Origin of the sequence: Achromobacter sp. Marseille-Q4954 (assembly GCF_943737025.1) — a bacterium.
GTDB lineage: Bacteria > Pseudomonadota > Gammaproteobacteria > Burkholderiales > Burkholderiaceae_B > Achromobacter > Achromobacter bronchisepticus_A.
On record NZ_CALSFQ010000002.1, the window covers coordinates 33,717 to 55,709 of the forward strand.

At 66.1% G+C, this 21,993-nt stretch carries 23 protein-coding genes and 1 pseudogene; 6 read left to right on the top strand and 18 right to left on the bottom strand.

Going from position 1 to position 21,993, the window contains the following annotated elements; genetic code table 11:
• Window positions 1–79: 79 nt before the first annotated feature.
• From NGK62_RS18195 to NGK62_RS18265, 15 genes are all read right to left on the bottom strand, one after another.
• Entirely contained in the window at window positions 80–1,249 is a 1,170-nt protein-coding gene (locus tag NGK62_RS18195) for a CMD domain protein (RefSeq protein WP_251879699.1), read from the bottom strand.
• Between the two features lie 18 nt (window positions 1,250–1,267).
• Window positions 1,268–2,563, bottom strand: coding sequence for an acyl-CoA thioesterase/bile acid-CoA:amino acid N-acyltransferase family protein (locus NGK62_RS18200; protein ID WP_251879700.1), 1,296 nt, complete (start codon window positions 2,561–2,563; stop codon window positions 1,268–1,270).
• Window positions 2,564–2,566: 3 nt separating this feature from the next.
• Window positions 2,567–4,138, bottom strand: coding sequence for an ABC transporter substrate-binding protein (locus NGK62_RS18205; RefSeq protein WP_054456311.1), 1,572 nt, complete (start codon window positions 4,136–4,138; stop codon window positions 2,567–2,569).
• Between the two features lie 65 nt (window positions 4,139–4,203).
• Complete coding sequence (locus NGK62_RS18210) at window positions 4,204–5,217, bottom strand: ABC transporter ATP-binding protein (RefSeq protein WP_251879701.1); 1,014 nt, start codon at window positions 5,215–5,217, stop codon at window positions 4,204–4,206.
• Complete coding sequence (locus tag NGK62_RS18215; protein ID WP_251879702.1) at window positions 5,214–6,221, bottom strand: ABC transporter ATP-binding protein; 1,008 nt, start codon at window positions 6,219–6,221, stop codon at window positions 5,214–5,216. Before NGK62_RS18215 ends, NGK62_RS18210 begins: the two co-directional genes overlap by 4 nt.
• Window positions 6,218–7,135 carry an ABC transporter permease gene (locus tag NGK62_RS18220; protein ID WP_059373243.1) on the bottom strand — a complete coding sequence of 306 codons (918 nt, stop codon included), beginning with the start codon at window positions 7,133–7,135 and terminating at the stop codon, window positions 6,218–6,220. The genes NGK62_RS18215 and NGK62_RS18220 overlap by 4 nt, the downstream gene beginning before the upstream one ends.
• Complete coding sequence (locus NGK62_RS18225; protein WP_054456315.1) at window positions 7,132–8,106, bottom strand: ABC transporter permease; 975 nt, start codon at window positions 8,104–8,106, stop codon at window positions 7,132–7,134. The genes NGK62_RS18220 and NGK62_RS18225 overlap by 4 nt, the downstream gene beginning before the upstream one ends.
• Window positions 8,103–9,566, bottom strand: coding sequence for a SidA/IucD/PvdA family monooxygenase (locus NGK62_RS18230; RefSeq protein WP_251879703.1), 1,464 nt, complete (start codon window positions 9,564–9,566; stop codon window positions 8,103–8,105). The genes NGK62_RS18225 and NGK62_RS18230 overlap by 4 nt, the downstream gene beginning before the upstream one ends.
• Window positions 9,563–10,540, bottom strand: coding sequence for a LysR family transcriptional regulator (locus NGK62_RS18235; protein ID WP_059373239.1), 978 nt, complete (start codon window positions 10,538–10,540; stop codon window positions 9,563–9,565). Before NGK62_RS18235 ends, NGK62_RS18230 begins: the two co-directional genes overlap by 4 nt.
• Window positions 10,541–10,757: 217 nt before the next feature.
• On the bottom strand, window positions 10,758–11,015 hold the full coding sequence (locus tag NGK62_RS18240) for a hypothetical protein (protein WP_059373237.1): 258 nt from the start codon (window positions 11,013–11,015) through the stop codon (window positions 10,758–10,760).
• 75 nt (window positions 11,016–11,090) lie between these two features.
• Window positions 11,091–11,321: a hypothetical protein gene (locus NGK62_RS18245; protein WP_054456318.1), complete on the bottom strand. Its 231-nt coding sequence runs from the start codon at window positions 11,319–11,321 to the stop codon at window positions 11,091–11,093.
• Between the two features lie 306 nt (window positions 11,322–11,627).
• The gene (locus NGK62_RS18250) at window positions 11,628–11,954 is read right to left on the bottom strand and encodes a 7(1) septoil knot domain-containing protein (protein WP_251879704.1); all 327 of its coding nucleotides are present in this window, start codon (window positions 11,952–11,954) and stop codon (window positions 11,628–11,630) included.
• Between the two features lie 130 nt (window positions 11,955–12,084).
• Window positions 12,085–12,684, bottom strand: a complete 600-nt coding sequence (locus tag NGK62_RS18255) for an OmpA family protein (protein WP_059373233.1) — start codon at window positions 12,682–12,684, stop codon at window positions 12,085–12,087.
• Window positions 12,685–12,686: 2 nt separating this feature from the next.
• Window positions 12,687–13,178: a hypothetical protein gene (locus NGK62_RS18260; RefSeq protein WP_251879705.1), complete on the bottom strand. Its 492-nt coding sequence runs from the start codon at window positions 13,176–13,178 to the stop codon at window positions 12,687–12,689.
• 164 nt (window positions 13,179–13,342) lie between these two features.
• Window positions 13,343–13,528 (bottom strand): hypothetical protein, encoded by a 186-nt coding sequence (locus tag NGK62_RS18265; protein ID WP_251879706.1) that lies wholly within the window; start codon window positions 13,526–13,528, stop codon window positions 13,343–13,345.
• A 193-nt stretch (window positions 13,529–13,721) separates the two neighbouring features.
• On the opposite strand from NGK62_RS18265, the gene NGK62_RS18270 reads away from it, so the two are divergent.
• Both NGK62_RS18270 and NGK62_RS18275 read left to right on the top strand, forming a co-directional pair.
• Complete coding sequence (locus tag NGK62_RS18270; RefSeq protein ID WP_251879707.1) at window positions 13,722–14,441, top strand: carbonic anhydrase; 720 nt, start codon at window positions 13,722–13,724, stop codon at window positions 14,439–14,441.
• Window positions 14,442–14,563: 122 nt separating this feature from the next.
• The gene (locus NGK62_RS18275) at window positions 14,564–14,833 is read left to right on the top strand and encodes a hypothetical protein (protein WP_059373226.1); all 270 of its coding nucleotides are present in this window, start codon (window positions 14,564–14,566) and stop codon (window positions 14,831–14,833) included.
• Between the two features lie 58 nt (window positions 14,834–14,891).
• On the opposite strand, the gene NGK62_RS18280 is transcribed toward NGK62_RS18275, so the two are convergent.
• Both NGK62_RS18280 and NGK62_RS18285 read right to left on the bottom strand, forming a co-directional pair.
• Window positions 14,892–15,272: a DCC1-like thiol-disulfide oxidoreductase family protein gene (locus NGK62_RS18280; protein WP_059373224.1), complete on the bottom strand. Its 381-nt coding sequence runs from the start codon at window positions 15,270–15,272 to the stop codon at window positions 14,892–14,894.
• 108 nt (window positions 15,273–15,380) lie between these two features.
• Entirely contained in the window at window positions 15,381–16,331 is a 951-nt protein-coding gene (locus NGK62_RS18285) for a GlxA family transcriptional regulator (RefSeq protein ID WP_251879708.1), read from the bottom strand.
• Between the two features lie 118 nt (window positions 16,332–16,449).
• Here NGK62_RS18285 and NGK62_RS18290 point away from each other — a divergent pair, with 118 nt between their 5' ends.
• On the top strand, window positions 16,450–17,043 hold the full coding sequence (locus NGK62_RS18290) for a LysE family translocator (RefSeq protein ID WP_059373220.1): 594 nt from the start codon (window positions 16,450–16,452) through the stop codon (window positions 17,041–17,043).
• Window positions 17,044–17,134: 91 nt separating this feature from the next.
• Here the strand turns inward: NGK62_RS18290 and NGK62_RS18295 are convergent, their stop codons facing one another.
• On the bottom strand, window positions 17,135–17,776 hold the full coding sequence (locus NGK62_RS18295; RefSeq protein ID WP_251879709.1) for a DUF2239 family protein: 642 nt from the start codon (window positions 17,774–17,776) through the stop codon (window positions 17,135–17,137).
• Window positions 17,777–17,966: 190 nt separating this feature from the next.
• Between NGK62_RS18295 and guaB the strand changes: the two genes are divergently transcribed.
• From guaB to trbG, 3 genes and pseudogenes are all read left to right on the top strand, one after another.
• Complete coding sequence (gene guaB / locus NGK62_RS18300) at window positions 17,967–19,427, top strand: IMP dehydrogenase (RefSeq protein ID WP_059373216.1); 1,461 nt, start codon at window positions 17,967–17,969, stop codon at window positions 19,425–19,427.
• 118 nt (window positions 19,428–19,545) lie between these two features.
• Window positions 19,546–21,138, top strand: coding sequence for a glutamine-hydrolyzing GMP synthase (gene guaA / locus NGK62_RS18305; RefSeq protein WP_251879710.1), 1,593 nt, complete (start codon window positions 19,546–19,548; stop codon window positions 21,136–21,138).
• A gap of 90 nt (window positions 21,139–21,228) precedes the next feature.
• Window positions 21,229–21,993: pseudogene (gene trbG / locus NGK62_RS18310) on the top strand (P-type conjugative transfer protein TrbG); the annotation flags it as partial.

A 21,993-nucleotide genomic window follows, 5' to 3' on the forward strand; every position in this document is an offset into this window, starting at 1 on the left:
CTTGTCATCGCCGATACTGGTCGGCGATGACAAGCCGCAGGCAAAGCGTCCGGCACGCAATCGGCTGGACGCCGCAGGATCAAGCCTTCGGGAAAACCGGCTCGCCCAGGTTCAGCATCAGGCGATTCGCCCAAGCAAAGATCGCATCCGAATGCAGCAGATCCAGGATCTCCCCTTCGTTCAAGCCAGCATCCTTCAGGGCCTGGATGCTGTCGGCGTTCACCGTGGCAGGCGCTTCGGTGATCTGGATCGAGAACTTGCCGATGGCGAGTTCGCGCGCCGTGGTGCCAGCGGTGGCGGGATCCTCGAACACCTGCGCAATAACTTCATTGCGCTTGGCCAGCTGCTCGAAGCGCTGGGCATGCACGGACGCGCAATACACGCAGCCGTTCACACGCGACACGTAGGTCGAACCCAGTTCACGCTCCGCGCGCGACAGTCCGCCCGGCGCATACATGATGGCGTTGAACGCCGTCGAGCGCTGGCGCAGGATTTCCGGCTGATGCACCAGGAACAGGTAGTAGTCCGAGACCTTGGCCTTGGGGTGGCTTTCTTCCAGGACGGCCACCTGTTCGGGCGTGGCGGTTTCGACGTTGACGACGTCGAGCCAGGCCTTCCATTCCAGCGATTCGTTGGTGAAGCCGTGGGCCTTGATCACTGCGCCGGGCGCGGTGGCGGCGGTGTTGGCGGGGAAGGGCGCGGGCGGCACGCTGGCGGGGCGCGCTGGGCCGGCTTCCAGGGCCTTCATGGCTTCCAGGCCGGCGACCAGGCGGACCTGGTAGGACAGGAAGGCAACGAGCTGGGACAGCGTGACCACGGCGGGCGTGGAGACGCCGGCGGCGGGCAGGGTCTTGAGCGCGGCTTCGTCGCCTTCGACGGGCTTTTCGATCAGCTTGCGCGTGAATTCCAGGATGGCGGCCAGGCGCGGAGTGGCGGCGTCTGACGGCTTGCCGGATTCGGCGACGGCGATGTCGGCCGGGGTGGCGCCGGCGTCGGTCAGGCGCGCGCGGTAGTGAGCGGCCAGCAGCGGCGACGGGGTGATGCGGGTGGCGTACAGCGCGACCAGCAGGCGCTCGGCCAGGGACAGGCCGGGCAGCGCGGGGTCGAACAGGGCATCGTAGCTGCCTTGGGTGGCGGCGGCGACCTTCTCGCGGAAGTGGCGCACTTCGTAGGTCTTGGCGCCCGGGGCCAGGCCGATCAGGCGGTCGACGAGGTCGTCCGTGACGTTGTAGACGATGGGTTCAGTCATGCGGATCTCCTTGATTCTTTACTTGGTGGCGCGCGCTGCGACAGCCGCGTCCAGGAACCGCTTCACGCCTTCCCAGGATTCCTGGTCGGCGCGGGCGTTGTCCTTGGGGTTGCCGCCGCTGGTGCTGATCTTGCCGGACACGGGGTGGGCGTAGACGAGTTGGGTGGTGGGCACGTAGGGGAACAGGATGGAGTGCCCGCCGTTCTCGTAGTCCAGCCACTCGACCGGGTAGGGATGGTTCACCTCGGCCAGCTTGTCCTGCACCATCTTGGAATAGATGCTGGACGGCCAGGAGCCGTCGTCGGTGCCGGACAACAGCATGACGGGACCCTGGATGTCTTCGACCTTGATGCGGGCGCGGGCCACGGCGTCGGGGTCTTGCAGGGCGGTGAGGATGGCTTTTTCGTGGCGGTGCGGCGAGGGGCCTTCGTCGAAGGGCGCCCAGGTGGCGGTGCGGTTGTTTTCCCAGACGTGGGGGATGGGCTTGCCGCCCAGCAGCCACGTGGGGCCTTCGCGGCCGATCTTGGGATCGCAGGCGTTCTGGCCGCTGTGGACCACGGCGCCGGGCACGTAGGCGACCACGGCCGAGACTTCCTCGGGGAAGGTGGCGCCCAACAGCAGCACCAGTTCGCCGCCGCGCGACTGGCCGCTGATGGCGACGAAGTCGTGCTTGGGGCTTACCGTCTTGCGCAGCCAGCGCAGGCCGGTCTGGAAGTATTCCAGCGGGGTGTTGGAGATGTAGTCCGACAGGCCGGGCGCCTTGAAGTAGGCCAGCGCGAAGGCGGCGTAGCCGCGCGACGCATACAGCGCCGCGCGCGGTTCGTTGATGCCGCCGCCGGAGCCGTTCAGGATCATGACGGCAGGGAACGGGCCGGGGCCGGGCGGCAGGTACAGCGTGCCGACCAGGCCTTCCTCGCGCACGTCCTGGCGCGTCACGCCGTCAGCCGCCAGGCGCTGGGTGAAGCTGGCCTGGGCCTGCGAGCCCGCGGCGCGCGCCACCACGTCGGTGACCAAGGCTTCGGTCACCGGGAGGTTGAAGTGCTCGCGGCTGGACGAGTCCACGGGGGACTGCGACCAGACCAGGCCCATGGGCGCCACGCCTTCGTAGTCGCCGGACACGGGCGCGTCGCGGCCCAGGTCGACCGTGCCGTCCGCGCCCGCCACGAAGGCGGCCTGGCTTTGCCAGAGCACGCCATTGCGGCGGGTCAGGGCGGTGATCTCCACCGTCTGGCCGGGCGCCACGTGTTCGACCCGGATCTGGCGCGGCACGTCGATCAGGTCGACGGCCGGGGTGATGGTTAGGGTGGGCGTCATGGCTTACTTGCCCGATTCTTTCGTCACCATCATGGCGGCCGTGCGGTCGCTGGTCATGGGGGTGACCTTCAGGCCCTTCTTGGTGGCCCAGATGTTCTTGTAGTGGAACAGCGGGATGATGCCGACGTCGTCGTACACGATCTTGACGGAGTCGCGCAGGATGGCTTCACGCTTGGCCACGTCGAATTCCGAGGTGGATTGCTCCAGCGCGGCGTCGACCTTGGGGTTGCTGTAGCGGCCCCAGTTGGACGCGCCCAGGCCCTTCTTGGCGTCGGCGGTGGCCAGGATGTTGACCAGCGCGTAGCTGCCTTCGCCGGTGCCGTTGCCCCAGGCCAGCATGCTGACCGCGAATTCGTTCTTGTTGGCGCGGCCCGAGTACACGGCCCATGGCACCACTTCCACCTGGGTCTTGACGCCGGCGCGGGTCCAGAACTGCGCCACGGCCTGGGCGGTTTCCGGGCCTTGCGGGTAGCGGTCGTTCGGCACGTGCATGGTCAGCTTGAAGCCGTCCGGGTAGCCGGCTTCGGCCAGCAGCTTCTTGGCCTGCGCGACGTCGTTGGGGATGTCCTTGACGTCGGGGTTGTAGCCGATGGTGCCCTTGGGCATCCACTGGTTGGCTTCGGTGGCGGCGCCTTGCAGGATGCGGTCGGCGATGGCCTTGCGGTTGATGGCCAGGTTCAGCGCCTGGCGCACGCGCACGTCCAGCAGCGGGTTCTTGTCCAGCGGCTTGCCGTTGTTGTCGGTGATGTACTGGTTGGGCGCGGGGTTGAAGCTGGGCTGCAGCAGCATGACGCGCAGGCCGTCGTAGGGGTAGACCGACACGTTGGCGGCCTTTTGCAGCTTGGCCAGGTCCGACACCGAGACCTTGTCGATCACGTCCACGTCGCCGGCCAAGAGCGCGGCGGTGCGGGCGGCGGCGTTGTTGATGTAGCGGTAGTTGACCTTGTCCCAGATCTGCTTGTCGCCCCAGTAGCCGTCGTTGCGTTCCATGATGACGCGGTCGCCGGGGGTGTAGGACACGAACTTGTAGGGGCCGGTGCCGACCATGGCCTTGCCCGAGTTGTAGTCCTCGGTGGTGGACTTTTCACCGACGTGCTTGCTGACCACGTGCACCGAGGCCAGGTTCAGCGGCAGGTCGGGGTTGGGGGCCTTGGTCTTGACGATGAGCGTCAGCGGATCCTTGGCGGTCATCGTGTCGATGGTGCGCAGGTAGCCGGCGTAGGTGGCCACGCTGCCCGGCACGGCGCGCGCGCGGGTGTAGGAGTAGATCAGGTCGTCGGCGGTGAAGGGCGTGCCGTCCTGCCACTTGACGCCTTCGCGCAGCTTGAATTCCCAGGTCTTGTCGTCCAGCGGCTTCCAGCTGACGGCCAGGCCGGGCTGCAGCTTGTTCCACTTGTTCTCGATCAGCAGGTCCCAGAAGTGCAGGGCCACCGAGCGGTCGCCGGCGTGGTTGTTCAGCTGCGGGTCCAGGGACGACAGCGGGTCGGCGAAGCCGATGGACAGGTCGTCCGCGCTGGCGGCGGCGGAAGCGCCGAGGATGGCGGCGGTCAGGGTGGTGAGAATCAGGCGTTTCATGTTCGGGGTCCTTGGTATAGGGGGAACTAGCGGTTAATTCGGGCGCCGCGGCGCGGCGGCTGGGTTCACGCCATGTCGTTCAGGTGACAGGCGCTCAGGTGGTTGATGGCGATTCCCTTCAAGGTGGGAACCTCGGTCTTGCAGCGCGGCATCGCATGCGGGCAGCGCGGATGGAAATGGCAGCCGCCGGGCGGATTCAGCGGGCTGGGAATCTCGCCCTTGATCGCGGTGAAGGTCTTGTGGCGCGACTTCAAGCTGGGAATCTCGGCCAGCAGGGCTTGCGTGTACGGGTGGTTGGAGTGGCGAAAGACTTCTTCCACCGTGGCCGTTTCCACCACGCGGCCCAGGTACATGATCACGACGCGGTCGGACAGGTGCTCGACCACGCCCAGGTCATGGCTGATGAAGAGATAGGTCAAGCCCAGGTCTTCGCGCAGGTCCATGAACAGGTTCAGGATCTGCGCCTGGATCGACACGTCCAGCGCGGCCACGGCTTCGTCGCACACCAGCATGGTGGGCTGCACGGCCAGGGCGCGGGCGATGCCGATGCGCTGGCGCTGGCCGCCGCTGAACTGGTGGGGATAGCGCTGGCGCAGCGCCGGGTCCAGGCCGGCGCGTTCCAGCTGGGCGCTGACGTAGTCGTCGAAGTCGCCGTTGCCGACCAGGCCGTGGATGCGGGCCGCTTCGCCCACGATCTCGTCCACGCGCAGGCGCGGGTTGAGGCTGGCGTAGGGGTCCTGGAAGATCATCTGCACTTGCAGGCGCGCGGCATGGGCCTGGGCCGAGTTCATGTCGGCCGGGCGCACGCCGTTGATGCGGATCTCGCCGCCGGACGGCGTCAGGAGGCCCGCGGCGATGCGGCCCAGCGTGGACTTGCCGCAGCCGGACTCGCCGACCAGGCCGACCACTTCGCCGGGGTTGACGATCAGGTCGACGTTGTCGACGGCGCGGGTCACGGCGGGCGGCTTGGACAGGCCCAGGCGCTGCATGGCGCGCGTCGCGGGGGCCGTGGGGCGTTCGCCGAAACGCTTGCTGACTTGGCTGAGATCAATCAGCGGGGTAGGGGCGGTCGCGCTCATGCCATTACCTCGCTGGTCTGGATCGTGGGGTGGAAGCAGCGCACTTTGTGTTCAGGCAGGGCCTGGGTGATGCCGGGCTGCTGGCCGCAGGCGGCGGTGGCGCGCGAGCAGCGCGCCGCGAAGGCACAGCCCGCGGGCAGGTTGAGCAGGTTGGGCGTCATGCCGGGAATCTGGCGCAGGCGTTGGCCGCGCCGGTTGTTGCTGGGCAGGCTGTCGATCAGGCCCACGGTGTAGGGGTGCTGCGGACGGTCCAGCACGTCGTCGACGGTGCCGTGCTCGACGATGCGGCCGGCGTACATCACCGCCACGTCGTCGGCCAGGCCGGCCACCACTGACAGGTCGTGGGTGATCCAGATCAGGCTGGTGCCGTGCTGCTGCGCAAGCTTCTGCACTTCGGACAGGATCTGCGCCTGGATGGTGACGTCCAGCGCGGTGGTCGGCTCGTCGGCGATGATCAGGTCGGGCCGGTGCAGCATGGCAATCGCAATGGCCACGCGCTGGCGCATGCCGCCGGACAGCTGATGCGGGTAGGCCAGCAGCCGCTCTTCGGGGCTGGGGATGCCCATCATGCCCAGCGTGTCGCGCGACAGGGCGCGGGCTTGCGCCACGCTCATCTTGTTGTGGGCGCGCACGGTCTCGATCATTTGCGCATCGACCCGCAGCACGGGGTTCAGCGTCATCATCGGATCCTGGAAGATCATGGCGATGCGGTTGCCCTGCAGCTTGCGCAGCTCGCGCGGCGCCAGCTTGGTCAGGTCGCGGCCCTGGAACAGCACTTCGCCGCCGACGATGCGGCCCGGCGCGTCGACCAGGCCCATGATGGAGAAGCCCGTGACGGACTTGCCCGAGCCGGACTCGCCGACCAGGCCCAGGATCTTGCCGCGTTCCAGCGTGAAGGAAACGTCGTCCACGGCGGGCAGTACGCCCGCGCGGGTGTGGAAGTGGGTGCGCAGGTTGCGCACCTCCAGCGTCGGCGCGCCGGCAATATGGCGGTCGGCGCTCATTTGTGGGTCCTCGGGTTCAGCACGTCGCGCAGGCGGTCGCCCACCAGGTTGATCGCCACGATGGTGATCAGGAGCGCGATGCCGGGGTAGAAGCTGATCCAGTATTCGCCGGACAGCATGGTCTGGAAGCCGTTGGAGATCAGCAGCCCCAGCGACGGTTCGGTTACGGGCACGCCCAGGCCCAGGAAGCTCAAGGTCGCTTCCAGCGTGATGGCGCGCGCGATCTGCAAAGTGCCGATGACGATCAGCGGCGGCAGGCAGTTGGGCAGGATGTGCTTCAACATGATGCGCCAGTTGGGGATGTCCAGGCAGCGGGCGGCTTCCACGTATTCGCGGCGGCGCTCGACCAGGGCCTGGCCGCGCGCGGTGCGGGCGTAGTAGGCCCATTCCAGGATCACCAGCGTCAGCACCACGTTGCCCACGCCCTTGCCCAGGTAGGCCAGGATCATCATGGCGACCAGGATGGACGGGAACGACAGGATCAGGTCCACCAGGCGCATGATCAGGGCGTCGACCTTGCCGCCGGCGTAGGCGGCCAAGAGGCCCAGCAGCGTGCCGACGATGCCGGCGATGAGGGCCGAGCCCACGCCCACCACCAGGCTGATGCGCAGGCCGTACAGAATGCCCGAGAGCAGGTCGCGGCCCTGGCCGTCGGTGCCCAGCCAGTAGTGGAAGGTGTCCAGGCCGTTCATGCTGCCCGGCGGCAGGCGCGCGTCCAGCACGTCGATCTGCAGCAGGTCATACGGATTCTGCGGCGCGATCCAGGGCGCCAGGATGGCGGCCAGGATCAGCAGCGTGGCGACAGCCAGGCCCAGCACCGCCGTCTTGGACGACATGAACTCGGCCAGGTTGCGCCGCCACGGCGATTCGCGGCGCAGCGCGGGGGTAGGGTTCGGGGTAGATACGGCGCTCATGCCGAGGCCTCCAGCCGCACCCGCGGGTCCAGCACTTTATAAAGAATGTCCACGATCAGGTTCAGGGTCACGAACAGGCACACCACCACGATCAGGTAGGCCACGATGACGGGGCGGTCCAGCGCGTTCAGGCTGTCCAGGATCAGCTTGCCGGCGCCGGGCCAGGCGAAGATGCTTTCCGTGACCACGGCGAAGGCGATGGTGGAGCCCAGCTCCAGGCCCAGCACCGTCACCAGCGGAATCATGGTGTTGCGCAGCACGTGCACACAGACCACGCGCATGGGCGACAGGCCCTTGGCGCGCGCGAACTTCACGAAGTCCAGCGGCAGCACGTCGCGCACGCCGGCGCGGGTCAGGCGGATCACCAGCGAAATCTTGAACAGCGACAGGTTGAACGCCGGCAGGATCAGGTGGCGCCAGCCGTCGGCCGTCAGCCACGACCACTGGAAGCCCAGGAACTCCACGGTTTCGCCGCGGCCGCTGGCCGGCAGCCAGCCCAGCGACACGCTGAAGGTCATGATCAGCATCAGCGCGATCCAGAACGTCGGCAGCGAGAAGCCGACGATGCTGCCCGCCATGATCATCTTGGCGAAACGGCTATCCGGATACAGACCGGCGTACAGGCCCAGAGGCAGACCCACCACCACGGCCAGCATCATTGCGGCGATGGCCAGCTCGAACGTCGCCGGCAGGCGCTGGATCACCAGTTCGACCGCAGGGATGTTGTAGACGAAGCTGTTGCCCAGATTGCCGTGCAGGGCGCCGTTCAGGAACGCCAGGTACTGTTCCCACAGCGGCTTGTCCAGGCCGAGTTCGGCGATGATGCGGGCGCGGTCCACCTGGTCCACGTCCTGGCCGATCAGGATGTCCACTGGATTGCCGATGGCATGCAGGCCCACGAAGACGATCAGCGTCATCAGGAAGACCACCACCGCGGCTTGTGCGATGCGGCGCAGCAACCAGCCCGTCATTGCGCGGTCTCCGCTTGCGGGGCCGGGACCGGCGTCCATTCGTCACCGAACACCTCGGGTTCGGAGAACGCTTCCATATTGGCGTAGTGCGTCTCCACGTCCTCGCGATAGAACAGGCCGGCGATGCCTTGCGCCAGGCGCTTGGCGCCTTCGCTGATGGCCGGGATGTCGCCCGAGATCGTGCCCTGCGTCAGCGCCGCGGGATAGGAGAAGCAATGCACGCGGTCCAGGCCGGGACAGGCGCCCGGGGTCTTTTCCTGCAATTCGAACACCGCGCCCAGGTCGGGCGAGTCATGCAGTTCCTGGTCTTCTTCGCCGGCCGGCGGCACGTAGCGGTCGCCCCAGGCGCGCACGTGCGGCGCCAGCGCGGCGAACTCCGGACGCACGGTCCAGTCGATGCGGAAACCCGTGGAGAAGATCAGGAAGTCCAGCACGAACACGCCCTTGGGCGTGGTGACGTGGATCTCGTCGCCGACCAGCGCCAGGTCCTGCACGCCGCAGCCCAGATTAAAGCGGGCGTTGGGGTGGCGCGAGACGCGCAGCGTGCTGCCGCGCGGCGGCGGCACCTGGGCGGCGTTGATGTAGTGGCGGATCTTCCACTTCCATTCGTCGGGCAGGGTCAGGTGGCCGTGGGTCAGGCCGGGGTTGCCCGCGCCCTTGCCCTTGTTGATGCGCGGAATGTCGTTGCGGCGGATCAGCAGGTCTACGCTGGCGGCGCCGGCTTCCAGCGCGGTGCCCGCGCTGTCCATGGCCGACGCACCCGCGCCCACCACGCCCACGCGCTTGCCGGCCAGGGTGTTGTAGTCCATCACGTCGGACGAATGCGCCCAGCGGTTGCGCGGCAGCTTCTTCGAAAAATCAGGCACATAGGCGCCGCCCAGGCCGTCGCGGCCGGTGGCCAGCACCACGCGGCGCGCCAACACCGTGCTGCGTCCGGCGGGGGATTCGATGTCCAGCTGCACCAGCTGGTCGGCGCGCGGCAGCACGGCCAGGATGCGGTGTTCGTTGCGCACATCCAGTTCCAGCGCGCGGCGGTACCAGCGCAGGTAATCCATCCATTGCAGGCGCGGGATCTTGTCCAGCGCTTCCCAGGCCTCGGAACCGAACTGGGCTTCGAACCAGGCGCGGAAGGTCAGCGCCGGCAGGCCCAGCGCGGGGCCGGTCAGCTGCTTGGGCGAACGCAGGGTTTCCATGCGGGCGGTGGTGGCCCAGGGACCTTCATAGCCTTCGGGCGCCTGGTCGAAGATCGGGGCGTTGATGCCCAGGTGCTTGAGCGAGGCGGCCGCGGCCAGGCCGGCCATGCCGCCGCCGACGACGGCCACATCCAGCACGGGCTGGCCATCGACGAGGCGCGGCGTGACCCAGTTCTTGGCGGGGATTTCCAGCCAGGACAGGTCTTGCCGCAGGCGCGCTTCCAGCGCGGCTAGGCCTTGCGGCGGGGTGGCTACAGGCTGATTCATATAGCAGGGGATTCCGTAAGAGGGGCGTCGTCGCCATAGATCGACTGCAGCAGCGCCGAATGTTCGGCGGCGTCGTGCAGGGCGAAGCCGGGCAGCAGGGCTGCGGCGGCTTGGGCCAGCGCGTCGACCATGGCCTGGCAGGCTGGCGTCGGCGTTTGCGACTGCGGGGTGATGACCCCGAAGAAAAAGGGAATGTCCAGGTCGATGGGCCGGATCGCCACGCCCGGCATGGGGGCGCCGTAGGCGGTGATCGGTTCCAGCACCGACACGCCCAGTCCGGCGCGCACGGCGGCCAGGGCGTTGACGGACGAATTGGTTTCCATGGTGCCCAGCGTCTGGGCGTTCTGCGCCAGCGCGGCGTCCAGGCGGCGGCGCAGGCGGTAGGGATTGGCCATCGTGATCATGCGGCGTCCAGCCAGCGCGGCGACGGGCACCACGGCTTGTTGCGCCAGCGGATCGTTTTCCGGCAGCGCGACCACACAGGGCGCTTGCCCGATCCAGTGCACCGTCAGGCCGCGATGCTCCAGCGGCAGGCTGGTCGCGCCCAGTTGCGCGGCGCCCGACAGCACGGCATGCACCACGCGCTCGGGCGAGGCGCTGCGCAACTGGATGCGCGCGGCGCCGATCCGGTCCTCGATGCGCTTAAGCGCGTCGGGCACCAGGCCCGCCGCCAGGGCGGAGGTGGCGGCCATCAGCAGCGGCTGGGCCTGGCCGCGGGCGATTTCATCGGCGCGGCTGCGGATCTGCTGCATGCCCGCCAACGCGCGCTCGACATCGTCATACAGCAGGAAGCCCTGCTCGGTGGGCGTCACGCGAGGGCCGCTGCGCGCAAACAAGGGATAGCCGATCTCGGCTTCCAGTTCCTGCAACAACCGGCTGATCGCCGGCTGGGAGCGTCCCAACAGCCGGCCGGCAGCAGTGACGCTGCCCGTGGACATGACGGCCGCGAAGGCCTCGAGTTGACGAAGTTCCATCTGAATTGATTTATGCCAAGGACGAATTCTTGCCCGGCAAGTATGCGCTTTGCAAATAATTAAAGCGCATAAGTAAATTCCCTGATGGGGTTTTCATCAGGGAATTTCATAACTGCTAGTTATTTCAAGGATTTAGAGCGCAAGCGGCTCAGCAGCCCGGTATCGGGCTGGCGGTATGCGGGTGCGCGCGGAGAGCCCGCGGGCGCGGAGATCCTGATCAGGCCCGGGTGCGCAGTGCGTCTGCAACCGAGTCCAGGGAGTACCCCAGGTTCTGCAGGACTTTGGCCGTGGCCGTGCGCGTGAATTCATCGGACGCGGTCTTCATGAACGCCGCGATCAATTCTGGATGCTCTCGGGCGTAGCCCCCACCGAAAACCGCATCGATCTGGGTTTCGGCTGCCCGCAGATAGCTTTCGGTACGGCTCTGGGCAAGCGTGAACAGAGTGTCAAGGTTCGCTTCAATGAACTCGGGCATGAGAGGTCTCCAATGACGGCGGCAGGCCATTTCAAGGCTAGCACCAGGCCCTTGCGGCTGCCAACGACCAGAAATTCAAGAATGCCCGCGCCCCTCGCGCCGGTAGTACAGATAGCGTTCGATTTCCGCTTGTTCCACCGCGGGTTCCAGCGAGCGCCACCGGACCACGTAGCCGCGATGCGCAGGCGGCATCCAGCCCAATACGGAGTACATCGTGACTTCGGTCTGGCCAGTATTGAATTCCGTCTCGAAGAATCCCTGGCGACCCGGCGGCTCGCTGCCGCAAATCCAGCTGGAATCTGGCATGGCGCTCTCCCGTACGGCTTCAATCCTACGCGCCGGTCCGGGAAATGGCATACGTTCTAGCCCCGATGCGGGCCGCGCCTGCCTTGTGTTAGAAACGTGGATGGGGCTCTTGCGGCATGATTGCCGCGATCTTTGCGAACCTTTGCAGTTCGATTTGGCGGATGCCGGTAGTATTCGTCCATCGAACCTCAGGAGCCCGTCATGCACAGTCAGCAACCCGCGCCCGAGCCGAACAAGCGCCGTTGGCCTTTTGGCTACGGCGAAGAGGAGTAAGCCGGCTGCCCTAGCCGATACGCGCAATCATGTTCACCGGACGCCCGGAAACGCATTCACCCAGGTGATCGTCACGTCGGGAAAGGCGTCCACCAACTGGATCTTGAAGTCCGGGAAGCTATCGACGATTTTCCATTCGCCGCAACTGTCGGCGAAAGCGTCGACCTTCTTCACCGACAGGTCGGCAAACGCGCTGACCACCTTGACCTTGATGTCGGGGAACGCGGTGACGATCTTCACCTTGCCATATAGCGGGACACCTTTGTAGGTGCAGTTGGCCTTGTTCAGCTCGCCGGCCACGGCGGCAAATGGAGCAGCCAGCAGGGCGCAAGCAAGGACGGCTCGGTGGATGAGGCGCATGGGAGTACTTCCTGCAACGCCGGCACGCGTCGGCGACATGGGGACAATGACGCGCGCATAGTACCGCAGGCCGTGCGAGGTCTGCGGCGCAATGATGCGGCCACCTATGCGGCATCCTCGCGCCTTGCGCTCAGTGCTTGGGCAGCACGAACTCCACCCTCCGGTTCTGCGCCCGTCCTTGCGGATTGTCCGCGCCATTGGCCAGCTTGTTCGATTGGATCGGCTGGGTATCGCCGTATCCCTTGACGGTCAGCCGCGACTTGTCCACGCCATGATTCGCCAGCCATTGCGCCACCGCCTGCGCGCGGCGCAATGACAGATCCTTGTTGTAGGAGGCCGAGCCTTTGGAGTCGGTGTGGCCTTCGATGCCGACGGTGCCGGCCGAACTCGATTGGATCAGGCTGGCGATGTCCCGCAGCGTAGGTTCGGCGGCCGGGCGTATGGCGGTCTTGTCGAAATCGAACAGCACGTCGCCCAGCATGGCGACGGTCACGGCGTTCTTGTCCTGCCGCACCGACAGGCCGTCGTGGCGCGCGGCCAGTCCGTCTATCTGCGCGTTCAGGTCCGATATGCCGCCGCTGGCATCGGAAGGCAGCCCCTTTAGGTCCAGGATGGTGGCCTGCAGATCCAGGATCTCGGCCTTGTAGGGTGGCTCCTGCGCCATGGAGCCGCTGGCGGCGGCGAGCAACGCCGCGGCCAGCAGAGTGGACGTGCCCGGGTAGCCGGCCATGGCTAGCGGTCGGTGATCTTGATGGCGTCGAAGGTCTCGACGCCAGGTATCGTCAACGAGACCTCTTTGATCTCTTTGGGCGGGGCGGGGAACTTCCCCTGCCAGGAGCCGGCGATCGGGGCGTCCTTCTCGGTCCGGATCATCAGTTTGGGATTGGTCAGCGGCTTGTCGTTGCTGTCTCTCAGCAGCAGATGCTTCTTGTTGCCGGCGACCACGTAGAAGCTGTTTTCATAGTCGCTCTTGCTGATCTGCGGATAGAGCATCTCCGTCTTGCCCATGACGACGGGCTTGAACCGTACCTTGATGGACAGGATGTCGCCGCTGCGCACCGCTTCGATGACCTGGCCCTCGGCGCTGCCGGAGTCGGTCAGGCCGGTGGCCAGCGGCGCGGGAGCATCGGCCTGGGCTTGGGCAAAAACGGTCTGGCCGGCTGCCGCCACCATCATGCCCAAACCCAGGGCACAGGCGGCGGCTGTCTTTCTGATCGGAATCACGATAAGCATCCTTTGTCGTTGAAAACCATTCAGGGCAGGGCATCAGGACCGGGACTCATCCTTTCGGTCCCGTCCAAAGTCCAACGCAAGATGGTCCAACTTTCAGGCGCTTATTTCAGTTCGATGTTTTTCCAAGACGTTACGGAATCTAGCCGACGCGAGCCTCATCCGCCGCGGTGCCCGTGGTAGCGCGGCGCGGCGACGCTGCGGACGTTTTCCTTGTGCTGCGAGCCGACCAGGGCCTTGCGCCGGGCTTCATCATGCTGGTGATCCGCGCGGGCGCGTTCCTTGTCGGCCTGCGCGTCTGGCGCGGCGTGGGAGGGATTGGGGTGGGGAGTGTTGGGCGTCATGGTGCGTACCTATTAAGCAGGTGACGCGGCATATGCCGCTTTTCCACATTACGCCCCTCATCCGTGTTTCTCAAGCTGCGGTTACGGCGCTTTTTTTGATCCTGGCGGCGCGATGTTTGAGCATTTGAAGAGGCCGCGGCAGCACAATGGTCTTGCGCTGGTTTCCCGGATGTTCTTCTTTCAGGAGAGCTTCATGTGCGACTGTTCTTCTTTCGCCAATTCCCCGCAATTCAACCGCCGCCGCCTGCTGTTCGGCGCCGCAGCGATCGCCGCAGCCGGCGCTTCAGGCTGGCTGGGCGATGCCCAAGCCGCCGTGCCGTCAAACGATATCGGCCCCGACGAGGCCTTGAAGCGCCTGATGGCGGGCAATGCCCGCTACGCCGCCAACAAGCCGAACATGCGGGACTATTCCGCGGGACGCGCCGCCCGCGCCGTGAAGCAAAAGCCCATCGCCGCCATCCTGGGCTGTTCGGACTCGCGGGTGGCGCCGGAACTGGCTTTCGACCAAGGACCGGGCGACCTCTTCATCGTGCGCGTGGCCGGCAACTTCGTGAACGAAGACGGCCTGGCCAGCCTGGAGTACGGCGCCCTGGTCCTGCGCGCACCGCTGATTCTGGTGCTGGGCCACGACAACTGCGGCGCGGTGGACGCGACGGTGAAGGCATGGAGGGACAAGACCGAACTGCCGGGCCATCTACCCGCGCTGGTGAATGCGCTCAAGCCCGCCGTCGAGCTTGCGGACAAGTCGGGCGCGAAAGACCTGGTGGCCGCGGCGGTCCAGGCCAATGTGCGACTGACGGTCGAACGCCTGAAAACGGCGCAGCCTCTCTTGCAGGAGATGGTGCAGCAGAAAAAGTTGGGAGTGGTCGGCGGCGTGTACAGCCTGGCCACGGGCAAGGTGACATTGGTTTGACGCCAGCGCAGGGGGCGGCTGAACTCCAGCGCCGGCCGGCCCCGCAATGGTGAGAATTGCTGAGCTTTAAGCGTTTTTCCCTTCGTAATATCCGATGAAAGGATACTGAAAGGGGAAGAGGCATGGGGGCGTGTGAAAAATGCGAGGCTATCGTCACGGACCGGCGCGATGCGCCCGGTCATGACAACCTGATCAGCCTGGGCGTGGTGCGGTCGACGGGGCAGCAGCAACGCGGCGTGCAGCACGAGGCGTACACCTGTGCGGTGTGCGGCACGGATTGGGATTATCTCCACGACAAGCGCGATCCGGCTTCGGGGTGGCGCCGCTCCGACGCGGGCGTGCACACGGAAACGGCCGCAGCGCCTTTGGCGAGAGCCGTCGGCGCCGCGTAGCGCGGCGCGCCGTCTTTAATCAGATCCCGTTCCCGCATCGGCTCAGCGGCCGGCGCGGCTACATCTGCATCTTCTTCTTGCCCATTAGCGTCAGCGCCAGGCTGCGGCCGGTGCGCATGAAGGGATAGAGCGCCGTCGACAGGCAGGGATTGCGGAACACGGCCGCGTTGACGCTGTTGAACAGGTCGTTGCCCGTGCTGAGCAGCGCCAGCCGGTTGATGCAGTCGGCGCCCCAGTAGTCCTGGCCGTCCAGGTGCAGCAGCATGCCCTGGTTCAGATCGTAGCCTTGCGCCTTGTAGGCCACCGCCAGGTCAGGGTGGTCGCGCATGTTCAGCAGATCGATGGGGCCGACGGCCTTCTGCAGTTGCAGCATCCGCACGTAGTTCGAGCAGAAAGGGCAGTCTCCGTCGTAGAGCAGGAAGTTCTTTGCGATGGCCATGATGCACCGTGTGGAAATGCGCGGGCGCGAAAGGCGCGCCTGCCTCTTGCTTCCGATTAAAACGCATATCGCGGCAAGCGCCCACCGCCCGCGTCGTAGGCGCGGAAATCAGCGCATCTGGCGCACGCCGTGCCCCAGGCGCCGGCGCAGCAGGTTGCGCAGCGTGACGCCATCGGCATAGCCGACTTGCGCCGCGATCTGCTCCAGCGACTGGTTGCTGGTCTTCAGCAAATGGGCCGCGCGCTCCACGCGCAGATCCTGGAAAAACGACAGCGGGCTCTTGCCCAGAACCTCCTGCATGCGGCGCGCCAGCGTGCGCTTGCTGGCGCCCAGCGCCTGCGCCGCGGCGTCCAGCGAGAATCCCTGCGCAAGATGCGCCCGGGCCCAGCGCTCGAAGGCCTGCACCAGCGGCTCGGCATGCGTCAGGTGATCGGTGATGACATAGGCCGACTGCGAGGGCCGCTGGTCCACGATCAGATAGCGCGCCACCAACGCGGCCAGTTCCGGACTGGCCTGTCGCACCAGCCACAGCGCCATGTCCATGTGGCTGAGCGCCGCGCCCGCGGTCAGCAGCGACGACGAGCGCACCAGCATGCGTTGGTCCTCCAGGTCCACCGCCGGATAGCGCTGCCTGAACAGCGGCGCCAGCCACCAGGTGGTAGTTGCCTTGTGGCCGTCCAGCAGGCCCGATTCCGCCAGCACGAAGGTGCCGATGCAGGCTGCGGCGGTGTTCGCGCCGGGCGCGCGCTGTCGCAGCATGCGGCCGGCGTCGCGCACGTCGGGGCGGTCCAGCGCGGGCAGCAGGGTTTCGGGCATCTTGCAGGCGATGGCCGGGATCACGAGCCAGTCCGGGTCCGACGGGTCCGGGCTGCCCGAGACGGGCACGCCGAATCCCTGTGCGCTGCGCACCTTGCGGCGCATGCCGACGATGCGCGCGTCGAACGGTTGGACCGGTTCGGGCAGCAGCGGCGCCAGCTCGTTGGCCGTGGTGAACACGTCCAGGATGGCCGACAGGCCGGTATCGAACACGCCCTCCAGGGCCAGGATCTGGATTTTCATGGCAAGAACGCTATCAAAGATGTCAAAAACGCCAATATTAATCAGGCTGGCCCGGACTCACAATGCGGCTGTCTGATCGCGAGCGCAAACGTGCGCCGCGCCTTGCCGGAGCCGTATCTTGTCTTTTGAAAATCTGTTTGCCCTGGCGGTATTCGCCTTCGTGACCTCGGTTTCGCCGGGACCCAGCAACGTCATGTTGATGACCTCGGGCGCCAACTTCGGCTTCGGCCGGACGTTGCCCCAGGTGCTAGGCATCACCGTTGGCTTCACTACGCTGCTGCTTGGGGTAGGTCTGGGCCTGGGCGCGCTGTTCCACGCCTGGCCGGCCCTGTCGGCAGGCCTGAAGGTAGGGGGCGCGGCCTATCTGCTGTACCTGGCATGGCGCATAGCCCTATCGCGTTCCATCGGTGCGGGGCAGGCGTCTGCCAGGCCACTCACGTTCATGGAGTCGGCCTTGTTCCAATGGATCAATCCCAAGGCCTGGATCGTCGCGCTGGCCGCGGTTGCGGTTTATGTGGATGCCGCGGCGCCCTGGGCGTCGCTGGCGTGGATGTGCCTGGTGTTCGCGGTGGTGAACGTGCCCAGCGTTTCGCTGTGGGCGGGCTTCGGCGTGGCGCTGCGCGGATTCCTGGCGCAGCCGGGACGTCTGAAGTGGTTCAACATCGGCATGGGATCGCTGCTGGCGCTGACGTTGTGGCCGATGCTGCGGTGAGGCAAGCCAGCGGCAGCATTGGAGAAAGTGCGGCGAGGAATTCCGTGGCCGCTTTGGGGGGCGGCCTGCGCAGGCCGCACCCCGACACGGCTCAGTCCGCGGCGGCTTCAGCGGGCGCGCCCCATGCCAGACCCATGGCGTAGCCGCGCACATCCTCGGGCCATGCGGCGATCTGCTGCGTAAAACGCTCGCGGTCGCTGGCATACAGCGCCCGCGTGGCTTCCTCGAAACCGGGCAGGTTGCCGGCCATGCTGGACATGAACCGGTACGCCGCCTCCTGGCGCTCGCGCAGGCGGTCCTGCGCCTCGTTGTCGCGGCGCGCCTGTTCCACCAGCTTGCGCAAAACGACCGAAGCGCCGCCGGGCTGCGCGCCCAGCCAGTCCCAATGGCGCGGCAGCAGAGTCACTTCGCGCGCCACCACGCCGAGCTTGGGGCGGCCTCGGCCGCGCGGTTGCGCGTCATCGGCCGCACCGGCGGGCGCTTCGGGCGCTGGGGCGGCCGGGTCAATGCGGACGCGGTGGCGCTCCGCGATGGTGGCATGGCTTCCGCTGAGGTCCAGATCGACCTGTTTGCCGGATAGGTCGTCGAACACGAGGATGGTGGCGTCGCGGCCTTCGTCCATCGCCAGCCTGACCGCGAGCGCCACGTCGGAGAGGGCGCCGGCGGCAAGAATGCGATGACCGGCGAAGGCGGTGTGCGGATCGGCGGGGAGGGGGGTGATTGAGTTGCTCATATTTTATCCGGGTGAAAGTCGTGAATAAATTATGATCCGGGTAAAAATAGATGTCAATACACCCGGGTAAAAATAGCGATGCGGAAAAAGCACCACCCTGAGGTACAGAAATATCCCCGAGAACCTAGGGTCAACACCTAGGCAAAACACCCAAGCGGCGTATAATCTTGCTTTGCGCCCGGAGTTACCCATGCGTCTCGTACAAAAAGCGCTCACCTTCGACGATGTGTTGCTGGTGCCTGCGTATTCCGAGGTCCTGCCTCGCGACACTTCCCTGGCTACGCGCCTTACTCGCAACATCACCCTGAATATCCCGCTCGTGTCCGCCGCCATGGACACCGTGACCGAATCGCGCCTGGCCATCGCCATGGCGCAAGAGGGCGGCATCGGGATCATCCACAAGAATCTGTCCGCTGACGCCCAGGCGCGTGAAGTCGCCCGCGTCAAGCGCCACGAATTCGGCATCGTGATCGATCCGGTCACCGTCACCCCCCAGATGAAGGTGCGCGACGCCATCGCGTTGCAGCGCCAGCATGGCATCTCGGGCCTGCCGGTGGTCGAAGGGCGCAAGCTGGTCGGCATCGTCACCAACCGCGACCTGCGTTTCGAAGAGAACCTGGACCAGCCCCTGCGCAACATCATGACGCCGCAGGAACGCCTGGTCACCATGAAGGAAGGCGCCACGCTGGAAGAGGCGCAGTCCCTGATGCACAAGCACCGCCTGGAGCGCGTGCTGATCGTCAACGACGGCTTTGAACTGCGTGGCCTGGCCACCGTCAAGGACATCGTCAAGAACACCGAACACCCGATGGCCAGCAAGGATGCCCAGGGCCAGTTGCGCGTGGGCGCGGCGGTCGGCGTGGGCGCCGGCACTGAAGAACGCGTGGAAAAGCTGGTTGCGGCCGGCGTCGACGTCCTCATCGTCGACACCGCCCACGGCCATTCCAAGGGCGTGCTGGAAGGCGTGCGCTGGGTCAAGCAGAACTACCCCAAGGTTGAAGTCATCGGCGGCAACATTGCCACCGCGGCCGCCGCGCGCGCGCTGGTCGAGTACGGCGCCGACGGCGTCAAGGTCGGCATCGGCCCCGGCTCCATCTGCACCACCCGCATCGTCGCGGGCGTGGGCGTGCCGCAGATCCATGCGATCTCCGAAGTCGCCAAGGCGCTGGAAGGCACGGGCGTGCCCCTGATCGCCGACGGCGGCATCCGTTACTCGGGCGACGTCGCCAAGGCCCTGGCGGCTGGCGCTTTCGCCTGCATGATGGGCGGCATGTTCGCCGGTACCGAAGAGGCGCCGGGCGAAGTCGTGCTGTTCCAGGGCCGTTCGTACAAGTCCTACCGCGGCATGGGCAGCCTGGGCGCCATGACGGACGGCTCCGCCGACCGTTACTTCCAGGATCCGTCCAACAACGCCGACAAGCTGGTTCCCGAAGGCATCGAAGGCCGCGTCCCCTACAAGGGCAGCGTGCTGGCCATCATTTACCAACTGGTCGGCGGCATCCGCGCCTCGATGGGCTACTGCGGCTGCGCCACCATCGACGACATGCGCACCAAGACCGAATTCGTGGAGATCACCTCCGCGGGCGTGCGCGAGTCCCACGTGCACGACGTACAGATCACCAAGGAAGCGCCCAACTACCGCGCCGACTGATCCGTACAGTCAACTACAATGTCATGCATCGCGCACCGGCAGAACCGCAACCTGAATCAGCGGTTCTGCCGGTGCGGTTTTATTTACTGCGGTTTTATTCTTTACCGGTAGAGTCTCCATGCACCAGCGCATCCTCATTCTCGACTACGGTTCGCAAGTCACCCAGCTGATCGCCCGCCGCGTCCGCGAAGCCGGCGTCTACTCCGAAGTGCACCCCGGCGACGTCGACGACGCCTTCGTGCGCGACCAGATGGCGCAAGGCCTGAAGGGCATCATCCTGTCCGGCAGCCACGCTTCCGCCTACGAAGAAGGCTCCATGCGCGTGCCGCATGCGGTGTTCGAACTGGGCGTGCCCGTCCTGGGCATCTGCTACGGCATGCAGTCCATGGCGCAGCAATTGGGCGGCGTGGTCAGCTTCTCCGACCACCGCGAATTCGGCTACGCCGAAGTCCGCGCCCACGGCCACACCAAGCTGCTGGAAGGCCTGGAAGACTTTTCCACCGCCGAAGGCCACGGCATGCTGAAGGTCTGGATGAGCCACGGCGACAAGGTCACCGAGCTGCCCCCGGGCTTCAAGCTGATGGCTTCCACGCCGTCCTGCCCCATCGCCGGCATGGCCGACGAAGACCGCAGGTTCTACGCCGTCCAGTTCCACCCCGAAGTCACGCACACCGTCCAGGGCAAGGCCATGCTGGCCCGCTTCGTCAACGAGATCTGCGGCTGCGAAGGCGACTGGAACATGCCCGACTACGTGGCCGAAGCCGTTGCCCGCATCCGCGAGCAGGTCGGCACGGACGAAGTCATCCTGGGCCTGTCCGGCGGCGTGGATTCCTCGGTGGCCGCGGCGCTGATCCACAAGGCCATCGGCGACCAGCTCACCTGCGTATTCGTCGACCACGGCCTCTTGCGCCTGGACGAAGGCAAGCAGGTCATGCAGACCTTCGCCGAAAACATGGGCGTGAAGATCATCCACGTCGACGCCACCGCCCAGTTCATGGGCAAGCTGGCCGGCGTGGCCGACCCCGAAGCCAAGCGCAAGATCATCGGCCGCGAATTCGTCGAAGTGTTCCAGGAACAAGCCGGCAAGCAGCAGAGCGCCAAGTGGCTGGCCCAGGGCACGATCTACCCCGACGTCATCGAATCCGCTGGCGCCAAGACCGGCAAGGCCACCTCCATCAAGTCGCACCACAACGTGGGCGGCCTGCCGGACACGCTGAACCTGCAACTGCTGGAGCCGCTGCGCGAACTGTTCAAGGACGAAGTCCGCGAACTCGGCGTGGCCCTGGGCCTGCCGCCGCAGATGGTCTACCGCCACCCGTTCCCCGGCCCCGGCCTGGGCGTGCGCATCCTGGGCGAAGTCAAGCACGAGTACGCCGAACTGCTGCGCCGCGCCGACGCGATCTTCATCGAGGAACTGCGCAACACCAAGGACGAGGCCAGCGGCCTGACCTGGTACGAGCTGACCTCGCAAGCGTTTGCCGTGTTCCTGCCGGTGAAATCGGTGGGCGTGATGGGCGATGGGCGTACCTACGAATACGTCGTGGCGCTGCGTGCGGTGCAGACGTTTGACTTCATGACCGCCGATTGGGCGCCGCTGCCGCATCCGTTGCTGGCTCGGGTGTCGTCGCGCATCATCAATGAAGTGCGCGGTATCAATCGTGTTGTTTACGACGTGTCGAGCAAGCCGCCGGCGACGATCGAGTGGGAGTGAAATCAGGTCCTTCGGGGACTATCGTCAGCTATCGAAAAACATCCGTAACGTGTTGATTTAGAAAGAAATACGTCGCGGCATCTATCAGTGGCTAAGCCCGCGCCCGAGCCGGCCGACGAGAAGGTGCGCGTGTCGCGGGCTAATGCCGAGACCCGCGTCGCGCCCACCCGCGAGGGCTACGTCAACGCGATTCAGGTGTGGCCCTTCACGGATGGCGCGCTGTACCAGGTCTATGCGGCCGTGGTGTCGCTCCAGCCTGGCGAGGAACGGGTGACGGTGGCCGCCAACGATACCGTGCGCTGGATCGTGGGCGACACGTCCAGCGGCAACGGTGCCGACCTGCGCGTCAACGTGCTGGTCAAGCCCATCCGCTTGGGCGTGAAAACCAATCTGGTCATCGCCACCAGCCGCAAGACGTATTTGCTGGAGCTGACTTCCACGGACAAGACGTGGATGGCGTCAGTTTCGTGGGAGTACCCGCGTGACCGGATGCTGGCCTTGCAGCGCCAGGCGCAGGCGGCCAGCCCCGCCGCGCCGGTCGATAGCGGCCTGTCGCTGGAGAACCTGCGTTTCCGCTACGCGATCAGCGGCAGCAATCCGCCGTGGAAGCCGCTGCGTGCCTTCGACGATGGCGCGAAGGTCTATATCCAGTTTCCCGCAGGCATCGCGCAAGGCGACCTGCCGCCGCTGTTCGTGATCGGGGCCGAAGGCGATGGCCAATTGGTGAACTATCGCTTCCGCTCGTCGTACTACATCGTGGATCGCCTCTTTGGCGCGGCGGAGCTGCGCCTGGGCGGCGACAAGGGCGACGTGGTGCGGATCGAGCGCACGGATGGCGTGGCACCGAGGAACTGA